Source organism: Bacillus sp. 2205SS5-2 (assembly GCF_037024155.1).
Classification (GTDB): Bacteria; Bacillota; Bacilli; order Bacillales; family Bacillaceae_K; genus Bacillus_CI.
In genome coordinates this window covers 27,467-43,558 of record NZ_JAYKTS010000014.1, presented here as the reverse complement: position 1 = coordinate 43,558, position 16,092 = coordinate 27,467, and the positions used below count along the sequence as shown (strand labels likewise).

General features: G+C 39.4%; 12 protein-coding genes. 5 read left to right on the top strand and 7 right to left on the bottom strand.

All coding sequences use genetic code 11. The features are described from left to right. Nucleotides 1-301 precede the first annotated feature (301 nt). Nucleotides 302-577, top strand: a complete 276-nt coding sequence (locus tag U8D43_RS11040; RefSeq protein WP_335871235.1) for a YqhV family protein — start codon at nt 302-304, stop codon at nt 575-577. A gap of 329 nt (nt 578-906) precedes the next feature. On the opposite strand, the gene U8D43_RS11035 is transcribed toward U8D43_RS11040, so the two are convergent. From U8D43_RS11035 to hexR, 4 genes are all read right to left on the bottom strand, one after another. Continuing rightward, entirely contained in the window at nt 907-1,848 is a 942-nt protein-coding gene (locus U8D43_RS11035; protein WP_335871234.1) for a sugar kinase, read from the bottom strand. 455 nt (nt 1,849-2,303) lie between these two features. Then, complete coding sequence (locus tag U8D43_RS11030; protein WP_335871233.1) at nt 2,304-2,942, bottom strand: bifunctional 4-hydroxy-2-oxoglutarate aldolase/2-dehydro-3-deoxy-phosphogluconate aldolase; 639 nt, start codon at nt 2,940-2,942, stop codon at nt 2,304-2,306. Beyond that, nucleotides 2,929-3,921, bottom strand: a complete 993-nt coding sequence (locus U8D43_RS11025; RefSeq protein ID WP_335871232.1) for a C-terminal binding protein — start codon at nt 3,919-3,921, stop codon at nt 2,929-2,931. The genes U8D43_RS11030 and U8D43_RS11025 overlap by 14 nt, the downstream gene beginning before the upstream one ends. A gap of 145 nt (nt 3,922-4,066) precedes the next feature. Continuing rightward, nucleotides 4,067-4,924, bottom strand: a complete 858-nt coding sequence (gene hexR / locus U8D43_RS11020) for a transcriptional regulator HexR (RefSeq protein ID WP_335871231.1) — start codon at nt 4,922-4,924, stop codon at nt 4,067-4,069. A gap of 245 nt (nt 4,925-5,169) precedes the next feature. Here hexR and U8D43_RS11015 point away from each other — a divergent pair, with 245 nt between their 5' ends. The 3 genes from U8D43_RS11015 (at nt 5,170) to U8D43_RS11005 (ending at nt 11,046) form a co-directional block, all read left to right on the top strand. Further along, nucleotides 5,170-6,126 carry an aldo/keto reductase gene (locus tag U8D43_RS11015; protein WP_335871230.1) on the top strand — a complete coding sequence of 319 codons (957 nt, stop codon included), beginning with the start codon at nt 5,170-5,172 and terminating at the stop codon, nt 6,124-6,126. Nucleotides 6,127-7,061: 935 nt separating this feature from the next. Then, nucleotides 7,062-9,272 carry a catalase/peroxidase HPI gene (gene katG, locus U8D43_RS11010; RefSeq protein ID WP_335871229.1) on the top strand — a complete coding sequence of 737 codons (2,211 nt, stop codon included), beginning with the start codon at nt 7,062-7,064 and terminating at the stop codon, nt 9,270-9,272. A gap of 829 nt (nt 9,273-10,101) precedes the next feature. Further along, the gene (locus tag U8D43_RS11005; RefSeq protein ID WP_335871228.1) at nt 10,102-11,046 is read left to right on the top strand and encodes a DUF5692 family protein; all 945 of its coding nucleotides are present in this window, start codon (nt 10,102-10,104) and stop codon (nt 11,044-11,046) included. A 488-nt stretch (nt 11,047-11,534) separates the two neighbouring features. Here U8D43_RS11005 and U8D43_RS11000 read toward each other — a convergent pair whose 3' ends face one another. Continuing rightward, nucleotides 11,535-12,320 carry a DUF817 domain-containing protein gene (locus U8D43_RS11000; RefSeq protein ID WP_335871227.1) on the bottom strand — a complete coding sequence of 262 codons (786 nt, stop codon included), beginning with the start codon at nt 12,318-12,320 and terminating at the stop codon, nt 11,535-11,537. Between the two features lie 571 nt (nt 12,321-12,891). On the opposite strand from U8D43_RS11000, the gene U8D43_RS10995 reads away from it, so the two are divergent. Then, nucleotides 12,892-12,999, top strand: coding sequence for a YjcZ family sporulation protein (locus U8D43_RS10995; protein WP_335871226.1), 108 nt, complete (start codon nt 12,892-12,894; stop codon nt 12,997-12,999). Between the two features lie 289 nt (nt 13,000-13,288). Here U8D43_RS10995 and U8D43_RS10990 read toward each other — a convergent pair whose 3' ends face one another. Next, on the bottom strand, nt 13,289-13,867 hold the full coding sequence (locus tag U8D43_RS10990) for a nitroreductase family protein (protein ID WP_335871225.1): 579 nt from the start codon (nt 13,865-13,867) through the stop codon (nt 13,289-13,291). Nucleotides 13,868-14,279: 412 nt separating this feature from the next. Further along, on the bottom strand, nt 14,280-16,010 hold the full coding sequence (locus U8D43_RS10985; protein ID WP_335871224.1) for an ABC transporter substrate-binding protein: 1,731 nt from the start codon (nt 16,008-16,010) through the stop codon (nt 14,280-14,282). Between the last annotated feature and the right edge of the window lie 82 nt (nt 16,011-16,092).

Genomic DNA, 16,092 nt, shown 5'->3' with positions numbered 1-16,092 from the left:
TAAGAATTATGTTAATGGACTTTGTTATCACTAGAAGTCGAACCTATCTGGAACAATCTTAAATGAGCATCCACAAATACGGCTTGTGCGGTAGTTTTTTCAATCAGTTAGCAGGGATAAACACCCTTTCACAAAAAAACCAGAGGAAGCGTCCCCTTGGCACCCCCCTTGGCACCCGGGCATTCCTATACTAAACAACTAGAAACGAGCATATGTTGAGATAGGTAGCTTTTAGGTTAGAGTTTTCGCTTTCACTATTCATTCAACCAATGAAAATGTTAATTATACAAGGAGCGGTAAAATGTTTATTTTCATAGAAAAAGCAGTTCTTGCCATGGTGGCATTGCGAATTCTTTCAGGGTGCATCGAACTCGGAGCAGCCATGTTGATGTTAAAATTCAATGATTTAGAAAAAGCTTTCACGATTAACACTCTACTCGCCATTGTCGGACCGACCATCTTTTTTACAACCACTGCAATCGGGCTTATTGGCCTGACAGGAAGAATCTCTTTCCTTAAAGCTATTTGCCTAATTACCGGTGTTTTGCTCATTGGATTGAGTTTGAAAATCAAGTGATCGATTCCACCCGAAATTTATGATACAAAAAAATCACCAACATCCCTAATAGTTAGAGTTGCGGTGATTCTGAGAAACAGATCATGATTGATCCTTTCTGACTGTTACTATTTTTTTGACAATGCGTTTTAAGACAAACTGTTTGAGTGATTTTTGACCATTTAACTATTCAGAACCCCAATGGACTCGATTATTTTGTGGTGGCTTTTAGCTTCACCCGTCAAAAATCATGGGTTTTATGTCTCATGTTACGTAAGGACAAGAAGGGTGAAGGTGCTCCCTTTTGTGAAAACTTGACTCTAGTACACTCATTGTTTGTCGATACTATCTTAATTAGGAGAAGAGATCTGTCCCTTCGATTCCAGAAATTCTTCTACTTTCTTTTTTGTAGGAATCGGTGAAACTGCTCCGTATCCGGTGGTCGATAAGGCTGCAGCCGCATTGGAATATTTAGCTGCATACTCATTGGAGGCACCTGTTAAATACTGCGAAATGAAGGCACCATCAAACGTATCTCCAGCACCCGTTGCATCTACAGTATCAACCGAGAATCCCTCGATAAAACGGTGTTCGTGAGGAGTAGCAACGAGTACACCTTCTTTTCCTAGCTTGAGCACAAGTAGATTTACTCCTAGTTTCATATAGTAATCGGCAATCTGCACGGGTTTCTCCTTCCCTGAAAGCAGTTGAGCTTCATCTAGGCTTGGCAAGAAGATATCGGCTAATGGCGCGGTTGCATGAATGATCGCCCTGGCTCTTGATAGCGGCCAAAGATCTAGACGGAGGTTGGCATCATATGAAACTTTAATCCCATTTGAACGAGCAATCTCAATGGCTTTAAAGACAGCATCACAGCTAGTTATACTGATGGCTTGGCTAATACCAGAAACATGCAGGAGCTTACTACCGATAATTGCCTCCTCTGGTACGTCTTCAGATTTCAGACGACTAGCAGCTGAATCTTTTCTATAATAAGAGAACTGATGTCCATTCTTTGTATGAGAAATAAAATAAATACCCGTCTTTGCTTCGGAATCTTGGGTTACTAGACTTGTATTTACCCCTTCCTTTCTCCATAAATCAAGAAATTGATCCCCAAACATGTCTGTCCCCACTCTAGTAAGGTAACCTACTTTTGCCCCTTGTCTAGCGGCAGCGATCGCGAAATTTGATGTATCTCCACCATAGCCTGGGAGATACGGGCTTTCCTTGGATGGGTCAATCGTTTTGCTAAATTCCATTAATGGTTCTCCTAATGCGAGAATATCCATTTGATAACCTCCTCTATGACTAAATTCTGTATGTATTTTGCTTTCCTATTCGAATCATTTCCTAGATAGGTGCTTCCCCGTCCTCGAAGACTCTCTCCTATCTCACACTTTAATCGTAAATGGTGTAAGCAATGGAAAATGCTGTGAATCGACAATAAATCTTTTGATTTCTAACACACTTCTTACAACTATAATTAGATTTGATCATGCCTCATTATTTACGTAATCCTCGCAAGCAACTTCAGCAAGTTCACTGTTTTCCTTGACACTTCCTTCTGTTGATTCGTCAATTTCCTCATTCGGTACCTTAAAAACATGAACAAGTGGGTCAGCTACTTTCCACTCGTTGATTCATGATTGGTTTTCAATATCGATAAAACAGATTCGTCCTATTTTTTCAACCGCATTATCTATAGAAGCAAATGCAACTTTATATAACTATTCCAATGTTTCTTTTAAAATATTTTATCGAGGAATTTTCTTCCTAAGTTCGCCACTTCTTCACTGTTACCTTCCTCAAGTAGATGTTTATTGACCAGGTCACTGCCAACGCCTACAAACGAAGCACCTGCATCGAAAAATGCATTAATATTTTCAAGGTTCACTCCACCTGTAGGTACCAGCGGGATATCTGGCAACACCGATTTTAAAGCTTTTACATGTCCCGGTCCTCCGGCTGAATTCGCAGGAAACACTTTGACTGCGTTGCTGCCTTTTCTCCAAGCATAGTAAACTTCGTTTGGTGTTAATCCACTCATGATACAGCAGACCCCTGCTTCTTTACAGAGTTCCGGAAGTCCATCGACAATTAATGGTGAAATAATGTATTGTGCACCTGCTTTGATACATTCCTCAGCATTCCGAAGATCCTTTACCGTTCCTGCACCAACAAGGAGATCCTCTCTTTTTGAAAAATGAGTGATTAAGTCGATCGCACCAGGAACGGTTAATGTAATTTCTGCTGTTTGAAAGCCTACAGCTTTTAGAGTCGATACGGCATTGTGAGCAATCTCTTGAGAATCTGCTCTAATGACGGGCACGATTTTATACTTGCTTAATTTGTCAAAAACATGTCTCACCTCATAGGTTTGCATTGTCAGTGTCCCCCCAACAGTTCATCCAGGAAATTGGTTTTTTTCCAGAAAACACTCTTGCAATCTCCTGCGCTGCTTTCTTTTGTAATTTTTGTAACGACTCTTCAGAATACCAACCCGTATGATCCGAAACAACCACATTTCTCATGTGAAATAATGGGGAAGAATAATCGGGTGGTTCGGTTTCAAATACATCAAGCCCTGCTCCGAAAATCTGATCCGTTTCAAGAGCCTCTACCAATGCTTCTTCGTCAATCAATCCTCCTCTTGAGGTATTGACAAGAATTGAGGTTGGCTTCATCAAAGAAATCATATCGCCATCCATCAAACGATGATTTTTACCTGTAAGCGGTGAATGGATTGAGATGAAATCAGCTTGACGGCAGAGGGTCTCCAGCTCAACCTTTATTACATTCGTGTTTGTGTCCATTAAATAGGGATCATAGACGAGCACTTTGCTAAAACCTAATCCAGATACCTTGCGATGAAAAATCCGGCCAATCTGTCCATACCCAATAATCCCTAATGTTTTACCATTAAATGAGTGAATCGGCTCTCTTGCCCCGATATTCCAGCGCCCGTTCTTTACATCTCGATCTCGTGTAACCGTTCTTCGGGCTACACTAAGCATGAGAGCTAGTGCATGATCTGCTACTTCTTCACTCCCGTAATCAGGTACGTTTGCAACATAAATTCTTTTTCTTTTCGCAGCAATCAAATCAATATTATCTACACCTACACCATAGCGGACGATGATTTTACACCTTCTCATTGCCTCAATCACCTTTTTATTCAAAACGGCTTGACGGACCAAGACGGCATCCGCATCTTGAACGGCTTTCATTAGTTCATCAGCGTTTGTAGACACCTGGATTTCACATAGATTCATAGAGAAAGGACTAAGAACATCCTTTTCTATTTCATAGTGAGGATAGTCTGCATTGAGGATAACCACCTTTAAAGGACTCTTTTCTGTCAAAACCCTCCCATCCCTTCTCTTCTTTTTGAAATATAGTTGAGAGGATCGATCTCGTTATATACTCAATCTACCCTCTCTTTCTCAGTTTCTTTTTCGATCTATTAAACAACAACGATTTCTAAATTCACTTATTAAATTGGTTTACTCACTCTTCTTCCAATCTCATATGTGATAATGCTTCCTTCATTTTTTTCATTCTATCTGTCACTTTTTGACCTCTTCGGAGAGCGACACCCACGACTAGAAAGTCTAAGGTCAAAAGATGAGCCATCCTCGATACCAGTGGTGTGAAAATATCGGTATCTTCATCCATTTCAACACATAATGTTTGCGAACATTCTTTTGCCAGAGGTGAATCTGGGGATGTAATTCCAAGCACGATTGCACCAGTTTTCTTGGCTAGGCGAACATTTTCGATCAATTCCTTCGATCTTCCTGTATGGGATATCGCAACGACCACAGAATCTGAATGAAGTACACTCGCAGACATACTTTGCATATGTGAATCAGAGTATGAATTACACGGGATGCCTAATCGGAAAAACTTGTGATAGGCGTCCGTTGCGACAGCCGCAGATGCACCAAATCCCCAAAATTCAATCCAATTTGAAGTAGCCAATGTTTGGACTACCCGTTCTACTTCCTCAGAATCTAGTTTATTTACAAGAGTAGTTAAAACATCAATCGTAGAATTTCCAATTTTACTAATATAATCAGCTGCACGATCCCCTGGAAGCACTTCACGGTGTACGTATTGCTGGCCAACAGCTAGTTCGCGCACAAGTTGGAGCTTGAATTCCTTAAAGCCATCAAAACCTAAAGAACGACAGAATCTAACGACTGTTGGATCCGATACCTTCGCTTCACTTGCCATTTTTCCAATGCTCATATCAGCGATCTCGTGAGGTTTTTCTAACAATACTTCCGCCAATCTCCGTTCTGATTTGCTATATGAATGGATATTTTCCTTTACCGTTTCTATTATCTTCGTAGTTTGTTCCATTTTTCCACAACCTCTAAAATGTAGTAAATTTACTATAATTTAAATAGTAGCAAACTAACCTATGGTCTGCAAGCGCTTTCTGATGTATATTTTATTACGAAAATGTGAATTATTTTATTGAAAAACTGCTCTTAACCAAAATTCCACACTCTTTCTCTATCCTATTATTAAAAGTATGTTATAATCTTCGCGAATGATGTAGTTTTTTTACATTTATCGAATATCTAATTGGGGAGGTTTTTTTTATGCAATACAAACAATTCAATTCTATCGAAGATCCACTATCAGTCGTCGGAATAGGTACATGGCAATTTTCAGGAAAAAGTGATTGGCAAGAGTTCACTGAAAAAGAAGCCATTCACATTGTTCATTCGGCAATAGACAGCGGAATTAATTTTATCGATACTGCTCCGGTCTATGGTTTAGGAAATGCTGAAAAGGTTGTAGGAAAGGCATTGAAAGGAAAAAGAAACGAAGTATTTTTAGCCACTAAATTAGGGCTTCCCTGGAATGAAAACAACGAAGTACGAAATGATTTGTCCAAGGAGAGTATCTTTAAAGAAATCGATGATAGTTTAACAAGACTTCAGGTCGATTACGTAGATTTATACCAAATTCATTGGCCGGACGCAAAGACGGATATACGCGAAACGATGGAAGCATTAGCCGGGTTGAAGGAACAAGGAAAAATACGTCATATCGGAGTCTCGAATTTTTCTATTGAATTAATGAAACAAGCGATGGAAGTTACAGAATTAGTTTCACATCAAGGATTATATAATCTATTGGAACAAAATTCAGACAGCTATCATGGAATCCCATTAGACTACCGGGTAAAAGATTCTCTCCTTCCATTCTTAAAGGAGAATGATCAATTCTTCTTGCCGTATAGTCCATTAATGCAAGGACTCCTAGCAGGGAAAACAACATTTGATACTGGCGTGACCATTAATAACCCTAAACTTCAAGGCGAAAAATTACAATCTTACTTACAAGCCGCACAAGAGATTAGCGAAATCGTTGATAAACCGATTCATGAAATTGCCCTAAACTGGTTGATTAAACAGGATACAGTCGGCCCTGTGATAGGTGGAGCAACCAAAATGGACCACCTGCAAAAAAATATAGAAGCTTTATCGTGGGAAATGGACGAAGATACCTTTACGAAAATTAATGAACGGGTTGAAAAATTAGCGCAATGAATGTAGGATAATCATAATTCTTGATCTTTAAATCAATATTTATTGTCCTTTAATTGTCAATTTCCATCAAAAAAACCTTCCGCAATTTTCCCTTATTGTGGAAGGTTTTTTGTTTTCATATGCCCTTAAAGCAAAGAAGTTCAAACATTAATTGATCAACTTTCTGAAATTCCTAAAAACAATAGCAAGATACCTACTTATAAAACATGCTCCATCCAAAAAATGAAAAACAAATATATACAATGATAATGGAATGAAACCAGATTCCATTTCTTTTCTTATCATTTCTTTAGGCCTTTTTCGTATCTTTTATTGCTATTGGCACAAAAAAATATGCAGTAAGGTTTTTTCGACTGATTTCTTACTTTTTATCTAGAAATGGAGGAGTTTTCAATAGGAAAAGAAGTAGAAGTATTGCACTAATACGAATGAAGACTAGCCCAATCAAGATAGAAATTACTTTGTGTTAATTTATCTACTTCTATCAACCCCTTTTGAATATTTCACTAAACCTCTTTAATGCCCCATTTAATCCCGAATAATTGTAACTCCGTAAAGCTTTATAAACAATATACCACCACCTTTCTCTCCCCACCTATCCTAAATTTCCGGCAATATCTATGAATCTACTTTTCATCCATAGATAAGCTTTTTTTTAAATCATCAATAATAGTGTCACTTCCTGCTTTTTTCATTGAGTCTAAAGATTTGATTGGGTTTATTAACTTTTCACATCCTTATCAATCCTATCTCGTTAACCCTATCGTTTTCTAACTCAACGAAAAGTAGAGCTAGCTTTTAAGCATCACGCTTTGAAAAAATGATCTAGTCCACTATAATATAAAGTAATAATTATCATAATTATCCAACTACTATTACCTTTAGTAGTAGTATCTACGAATTATTGTTCCAAATTAGAAAGGAGAATGGTATTCATGGAAAACAACAATCACCCCGATCAGAAGGATCACACAGCTGCAGGGCAGTGTCCAGTCAACCATCACGATAGTGCAATCACGACAACGACAGCTCCTGGTGGTACGACGAATAAAGACTGGTGGCCAAATATGCTAAATTTGGGGATTCTTCGCCAGCATGACAAAAAGTCCAACCCCATGGGAGAAGAATTCTGTTATAAAGAAGCATTCTCGCAGCTGGATTACGATGCTTTAAAGAAAGACCTTCATAACTTAATGACAGACAGCCAGGATTGGTGGCCTGCAGACTACGGTCACTACGGTCCCTTCTTTATCCGTATGTCTTGGCACGCAGCAGGTACATACCGGGAGACAGATGGACGTGGCGGTGGTTCTTCAGGTTCACAGCGCTTTGCTCCGTTAAACAGTTGGCCGGATAATGTCAATCTTGATAAGGCCCGCCGTCTATTATGGCCCATCAAACAAAAGTATGGAAACAAGATTTCCTGGGCTGACTTACTTGTGTTAACAGGTAATGTAGCGCTTGAATCCATGGGCTTGAAAACATTTGGCTTCGGGGCAGGACGTGAGGACATTTGGCATCCAGAAGAAGATGTGTATTGGGGTATGGAGAAAGAATGGTTAGCGGACAATCGTTATTCAGGTGACCGAGAGCTTGAAAATCCGCTCGCTGCTGTTCAGATGGGTCTGATTTATGTCAATCCGGAAGGTCCTAATGGGGAGCCGGATCCACTTGGCAGTGCCTTCGACATTCGTGATACGTTCGGACGAATGGGGATGAATGATGAAGAAACAGTTGCTCTTATCGCTGGTGGTCACACATTTGGTAAATCACATGGTGCTGGCGACGCTTCTCAAGTTGGTGACGACCCTGAAGCTGCGGCACTTGAAACACAAGGGTTAGGTTGGCATAGCACTCACGGAAGTGGAAAAGGCCGTGACACCATTTCAAGCGGTGTCGATGGTGCTTGGACTTCGAATCCTACTGTGTGGGGTAACGGCTACTTCGATCTGTTATTTGGGTACGAGTGGGAGTTAACAAAGAGTCCTGCGGGCGCTTCCCAATGGGCACCTGTCAATATGAAAGAAGAAGATATGGCCCCTGACGCTGAAGATCCATCTCTCCGCGTGAAGACGATGATGACTACAGCCGATATGGCTTTACGGATGGATCCGGACTATGAAAAGATTTCCCGTCGATTCCACGAGAATCCAGGTGAGTTTGCTGATGCCTTCGCACGTGCTTGGTTCAAACTGCTTCACCGCGATATGGGCCCTAAAGAGAGATACTGGGGTCCAGAGGTTCCAGAAGAAGAGTTAATCTGGCAGGATCCGGTTCCTGCAGTTGATTATGAGTTGTCGGAAACGGAAATCACTGATTTGAAGAAAAAAATCCTAAGCTCTAGTTTAACTGTGAGCGAACTAGTAAAAACAGCATGGGCTTCAGCAAGCACATACCGTGGTTCTGATATGCGCGGAGGTGCGAATGGTGCGCGCATCCGCCTCGCCCCTCAAAAAGACTGGGAAGCAAATGAACCCGAACAGCTTGAGAAAGTTCTTGGAGTCTATGAAGAAATTCAAAGCAAGCTGGACAAGAACGTCAGCCTGGCTGATTTGATCGTACTAGGCGGAAATGCTGGCATCGAACAAGCCGCAGAAAATGCCGGCTTCGAGGTTACGGTTCCTTTTTCTCCTGGGCGCGGCGACGCAACAACAGAGCAAACCGATGTGGAAAACTTTGATGTTTTAGAACCCATTTCAGATGGATTCCGTAACTACCAGAAGAAAGAATACTCTATCAGCCCGGAGGAAATGCTCGTCGACAAAGCGCAACTATTAGGTCTGACTGCCCCTGAAATGACTGTCCTTCTCGGTGGTATGCGTGTTCTCGGCACAAACCACAGCGACACGAATCACGGCGTATTCACTGACCGTGTTGGCTCGCTGACGAACGACTTCTTCGTGAACCTGCTTGACATGGGCATTGAGTGGAAATCAGTGGGCTTCAACCACTATGAAGGCCGCGACCGCAAATCCGGCGAAGTGGTGCGTACGGCCTCACGCTTTGACCTTGCTTTTGGTTCGAACTCAGTCCTTCGCGCTCTCGTTGAAGTGTACGCACAAGATGACAACAAAGAGAAATTCGTTCGTGACTTTGTAGCTGCTTGGGTAAAAGTAATGGACGCCGATCGCTTTGATTTGAAGTAAATCTATACGGATGGCTCTTTTCACTGATGATTCCCGAAACAAATCTATATTACCGTTTATAGACTGGTTCGAAAAGCAACAAAATTTGCGAAAACAGCCTTACGTATGGATGAAACATAAAAAGTACGCCTCCTCCGTCTAAGGAAGAGGCGTACTTTTTTATATTCCAAGGCAATTCTCTGCTTCTAAACCCGAAGCACCTCCCCCCCTGTACTCCCCTTGATTAAAGAACACGATGAATTAATATCCCTTGTTCATTATTCAAAATAACTTTTTCACCGTCCAACTGAGAATGGGTACCCACTCTGCTTACTACTTTTTTCTGTCAGGGCTCCACATTCATCAAACTTGAAAATGAGTGTTTTGTAAGGCGCTGTCATTCTTGAGTACTGTTTTCGCAAAGATTGTGGCTTTTCTTATTAGTCCTCCTATCGTGATGAAGAGTGACTTCAGACATCTTTGCTCATCATTTTTAACCCGTAATGAGGAAAGAAACAAGTGTTTCCTTCCTTTTTTGTATACTACTGCAACAAAGTATGTGGAAAGAGCCTTCTAGACAGATGCTCCCCATTCTCTCTCGTGAAGGTATGCCTACTATTACGAAGATAGATTTCCATACTGATCATATTCCTTTCTAGGTCAGAAGAACCATCCCTTTTGACATATGGATAATTTATGAACAATTGCCATTTTAAACAGATCTAAACTATTATTTCGGTATAATAGGTATGAAAGCGTTTACAATACTATTTTTTTCATAATTGATTGCTAACAACTAGAGATCTTATGATACGAAATTCGATTTAAACTTTTAAGGAGGTCAATGGTTATGGGTTTGCTCTATGAATCAACCGATTTAATTGGATGGGGAATCTGGTTTTTTGTTCTTTTAGGTTTAATTGCGTTTAATGAATTTAGTCGTACGACAAAATGGGGGGGAATTCTACTTTTTCTTATTATTCCGATTGTCCTAACTATATTTGTTTGGCCAACAACTGCCGCACCTGGGAATGAATATGGTACGGGTACTTGGTTTAATTGGGTAAAGACCTATTCAGCTCTTGCAGGTGCTCTTGGTTTTATGGCCATTCGTTATTATCCTTCTCTATTGAAAAAGAAGTGGGTACTATGGTTTCCACCTGGTATATTAGCACTAAATATTCTTGAAGCCTTTATTCGTGATTTCCAAATTTTTATGTATGGCGCGTGGGAGGGGACATATATTGACCACCTTTGGGTAATGTCTGGGCCATGGAATATTATGAATGGAATAGCTGGATTACTAAATATCATCGTCATTTGTGGTTGGGTTGGAATCTATATTTCAAGAGACAAAACGAAAGATATGATTTGGCCTGATATGTTCTGGGGTTGGATTATTGCTTATGATTTGTGGAATTTTGCTTATACTTATAATGCGATATCAGACCATTCATTTTATAGTGGATTAGCGTTATTGCTTGCTTGTACCATCCCTGCCTTTTTCATAAAAAAAGGGGCATGGTTGCAACACCGAGCTCATACCCTAGCTTTGTGGATTATGTTTATCATGACCGTCCCTTCATTTGCCGATCGCTTAGCTCCAGTGCCTACTACACATAATCCAACTGCATTTTTTGTGGTCAGCTTATTATCTTTACTAGCAAATATTGTACTAGTGGCTTATCAGTTTAATCGAATTCGTAAAAATAAGCTCCATCCACTAAAGGATGAGATCTATGCTGAAACAAAAGCGTATAAGAAGGTCATTGAAGATAGCAGGTTAGTAAGCTAATAAAATTCGTACTCTATGCTCACGCCTTTCCAGAAAGGTAGTTGAATTGTCTTTTTTGTGATTATCAGAGATTTGTAACTTAAGCCAGCAAATGGATTGAAATTTAGTATATAGGCATACTGTTGCTCGACATTAATATAACTAGAATTAAAGTTATTAACCTATATAGGGAATCTTAAAGTTTAGCCACTGTTACCTTTAAGATCCCCTTCTTTCTCCTGTAAATCGTGCTGACCTTTAGCATGTTTAGTTATTGGATAAAATTCATAGAAAACAGACAGGAGAGCAGATTTCTACTTTCCCTTTTTAAAGAGATACATTGCGAGACCATCCAATTAGACGGGTAAATTTTCTAGAACAAACGGATGGATTTCTCCGTATGTCCTCCTTCTAGCAACTTTTTCAGTACAGTAAACATTAATATTTTGAAAGAATCGATCATTATTTTTACCTTTGGAAAAGATAGATTGATATTAATCCGTCTTGCGTTATGGCAAAGCTTTAATTGGCTCTGGGTCAGGTTCTTTTATTTGCTTAAGAGTCGCTACGATAAGAAAACTAACAATCACTAATAAGAGCCATGAACTTACTTTTCCTAGATGAACTAAACTCCATGCATCTGCTTGGTTTGGATATTCCCAAGCTCCAAAATATGTTGCGATATTTTCTGCTATCCAGATAAAAAAGCCGATTAGCACAAATGAAAGTGCAAGTGGCATACGATAACGATCTCCATTAACAACGTACGTGACCCATGATTGCCAAAAAACAATAATGACAAGTCCCGATAACCACCAACGAACATCAATCCAAAAATGGTGGGTGAAAAAATTCAAATATATCGAAGCTGCAAGAGGGACAACAACCAAAAACGGTGGCCATTTAATCAAATCAACTTCAAATCTCCTCCACGCTTGGCAAAGATAACTCGCTACACTTGCGTACATGAATCCACTATATAAGGGGACTCCAAAAATTTTGAAATACCCTTCCCCTGGATAAGACCAGGAACCCATATGTACCTTAAAAATTTCAAGAGCAAGTCCAATTAGGTGGAATAATGTGATTACCTTTAATTCGTCCCGTGTTTCAAGCCCAGAATGGACCATCCACCACTGCATCAGCAGGCAGATAATGAGGAGCCAATCATACCTCGGTAGAAAGGGTAGTGGAATAATTTGTGTTATCGCCAATGACGCAAAAATAACGACCGGAAACAAACATGACAAGGCTTGCTCCCACCCAAAATGAACGAGTTGTTTAAGTGCTTTCATTACATGTTCCTCCAAAGTTTTATTCTGAATATATGTAAGTCCTACTTAGCATTGTAGCTAAATAGATTGTGAGTTATGTATTTATGCTTAGGATCATACGAAGTAATTCAGGGTATATCTCAATAATTCCTCATCTCATTATTTTACCCTACCCTGGAACTAAGAACTCCTTAATCCCCCGTTGTAAACTCTATTTTTAAGTCATCCCCCATTTAGCTATGAATCACCTAAATCTTGTTTGAGTAGCTAAGTTCATCAGAACCTAACCTTTTATGAATTTATCACATTTTTTATTGAATTACAATAAAAATATATTGATTTCACCATTGTTATTATTGTTATACAAATTATCCTTTTGCTTTAGACAAGTTAGAATGCAATCTTCAACACTGAGTTGTCCTCTTGAATTTTATGAAAGCCTATGACAAATCTCTTGCTTCCGAAGCAGTAGTATCATTAGTGCGTTTCCTATTTTAGATAAACGGTGAAAAGTGCTTTCTTGAATAAATAGCACAAGCAGAATGAAGATTTCTTCATATTGTATATTAATGAATGAAATGGAGGTGTTATTATGTCTGATCATCATGGTGGTGGAGGCGGATTCGCGCTTATAGTTGTATTGTTTATCCTACTCATTATTGTAGGAGCAGCATTTGTTGGAGGATACGGAGGGTATTAATAAAAAAGGACGGTAAGAATATTCTTATTCTTACCGTCCTTTATTCTTTGCATGGCTGAGAGATGCTTCATTCACGTGCGAATCGAAAATTCCCATATTTACCTTGGATTGGCTAGGTTAAATTTTGGATTGACCGAAAATCTGGAAATTGTGATTGAAGGTCTACGGAAATTCACTCGGCTTTCCTTCTAGTTTTTTCCTTGCTAGGTGGCAGTGAGCGTGTATTCGGTACTGAAAAACATGTCTCACTCTCCGATTCAACCGTTAGCCATCATGCTAGCGGTTGTTTTTATTCACTTCGGATTTCCATCACGTGTCGAGGAGATTTTCGGACTTTTTCTTTTGGGATGTGGGCGGGTTTACCTATATGTATGACGCCTACTATCTTTTGATTCTGGGGGATATTCATTGCAGCAGAAAAAGCTGGATCATATATATAAGGGTTCGTTTTCCATACCATGCCCATTTCATTACTCCACCCTAGTAATTGTAAGTTTTGAATGAGCGCACAAGTAGCAGCAAAATCTTCTTCCCAAACCTTTTGAGATGAATCCTGTTTCATCATGACAATCAAGTGTACGGGACATGTTTCGATAAACTGCTTGAGCTGCTGTTGTTTTTTATCAATCACTTCTTGAGAATAATCTCGGAATACCTCTAAACGTTCGTAACTATTTTTGATCTCATTCATAAAGTGTGGTTTTGCATCGTCACGAATTAAAATAAACGACCATGGCTCGCGAAGCTGATGGTTTGGAGCGTACACTGCATCTTCTAATAATTGTAATACCTCTTCGGTTTCAATATTCTCGTTGGTGAATTTCCGGATTGTTCTTCGTTCTCTAATTGCTTTTTGAAGCGTAGACAAGGTAAACACTCCTATCCCTATTAATTGAAAATCATTATCACTTATTCTAACTATAAATGATAATGATTTTCAATGTCAATAACAAATAAAAGAAACGGGGTGTCCATGGGGACGGTACTTCCGGTATGCTATCATATACATCGCTTACCATTATTAATCTTCAATACTCTCGTTTTGCTCTTTTTTATTTCCACTAACTCTCTGGCTAAACAGATGGTTTCGTTTTGGAGGTGATTACTCCATCATTTTTTAAGCGATTTTGTTATTACTGAAATACGCACCTATTAGGACCAATCTTAAAAGAGTCTCCAAAAATATTACTTATATGAAATCTTTTTTAATTAGTTAGTAGGACAGGCTATCTATCTTCATATTTCCACATCACAAATAAAGAACCAGGGGAATCGTGATGTCAATCGATCCATGAATTCCGAAAATCATCATAGCCATACGAATCAAACCGGACATCTTGAATTTTCTCGTGAAAACTACGTTGTTTGATTTGATGCTGTTGAAATAAAATCAAGTAATTCTCGCGAAGGTAATGTTCTACTTTCTCAATCCAAGCCTCCCGCTTATCTCGATCCGATTCATATTTAAATTGGTTTAAGCACTCTTCAATATACTGTAAATCCTTTTCTAGGAAAAACCTTCGAAAAATGAGTGCTTTATTATAAAATGCGTCTAAAAATGATAAATGCGGGTCAACAGAAGATACTTCCCCCATCATTAATAAATCCGCGTTCTCATCAATGGCTTTGGAATAATACTCACTCATATCAAAATAAACAAGCTTAAGGTGAATGCCAAATTCACTCGCTTCCTTTACAAACCACTCCACTTTGTCTTTTAAGTGTGAAAAATTAGCTGCATAGAACGTTAGCATTTCCCCTTGATAACCTGCATTCGCTAATAACTTTGGTATCAACTGTCGCTCTTTTCGCTGAGGCTTTGATTTATAAGGAAAAAAGCTCGATGCTTCCAAAATGTCCTCCCGCCCTAGGTCTTCCTTCATTTTCTGCACATCTAACACATGATACAGTGCAGTTCGGAACAAATATTTGTGCACGATTGACTGCCGCTGAAAATTGAACGCAATAAAGCGGAAGCCTGATATGACGTCTTCTTTTTGTAAAACCGAATTAGGCTCTTCCTTGCCCTTAATTAAATAATTCATGGCATCCGGCGTTTCACTAGGAACTAGGTAGAATTCAATTTCATCTAAGAATGGTCGCTCTAAAAAATAGTGATCAAACGCCTCGAGTACCACGATTCTATCGGTACATTTTTTCAATTGAAATGGACCAGTTCCAATCCATTTGTTGTCCTCTACGGGCTCATCTTTTGGCAAAATGGATAGATTTGCAGAGCTCATATAACGTAGAAAGAAAGGATTCGGCTTCTCTAGCTTAATCAAAAGGATATAGGGAGAAACACATTCGATACTTAGAATATTTTCAACAAGCCAATCAAGATGAGAATCAGCTTGCTGAAATCGTTCGAAGGTGTATTTTACATCTTCACTTGTGAGCGTCCGCTGGTGGTGAAAATAAACGCCTTTTCGCAAATAAAAGGTCCATTTGGTCGAATTCTCTTCCTCTTTCCAATGAAATGCAAGATGAGGAAGAATTGATTCCATTCTCGGATCGTATCTTACGAGCGTATCTCCTAGCTGTTGAATTAAATAATTATCAAAATTAATAGAAGAATAGAGTGGATCAAGAGTCGTCACCTTCCTTGGTACCATCGTCCTCAGAATGTCTTTTTCTTGATTGATCGATTGAAAACCGAATAGTTTCTGAACTTCAATAGAAACCTTGGCGATCCATGATAGAGGTAGGGGCAACTGCATCAATTGGACGATGTCCTCTAACCGTTCCTGCTTCAGGCATAACTGAACAAACTCTTCCACATCTTTCTGAAACGAAGAGAAAAAGTTCAGCTTGGAAAGATGGCCTCTGCCCCTCCCCGGTTCATAAATAAACTTCCGCTCGCCTTCAAGCTTACGAAGTTTAATTTTCACGTTTTTGCGGTTACAAAACCAGATGGGCTCTAGCTCACTGAGCTTAAATTTGACGGCTTGTTTTTCTTCTCGAGGATACAAATTGGCTCGTAATTGAAAATAGGATAAGTCTAAACTCATGTGGTACCCTCCATTCGTTCTAAAAGGGGTTGCTTTTGAGAATATTATACCCTTTTTACCCCTTATTGAACAAAGCATAATG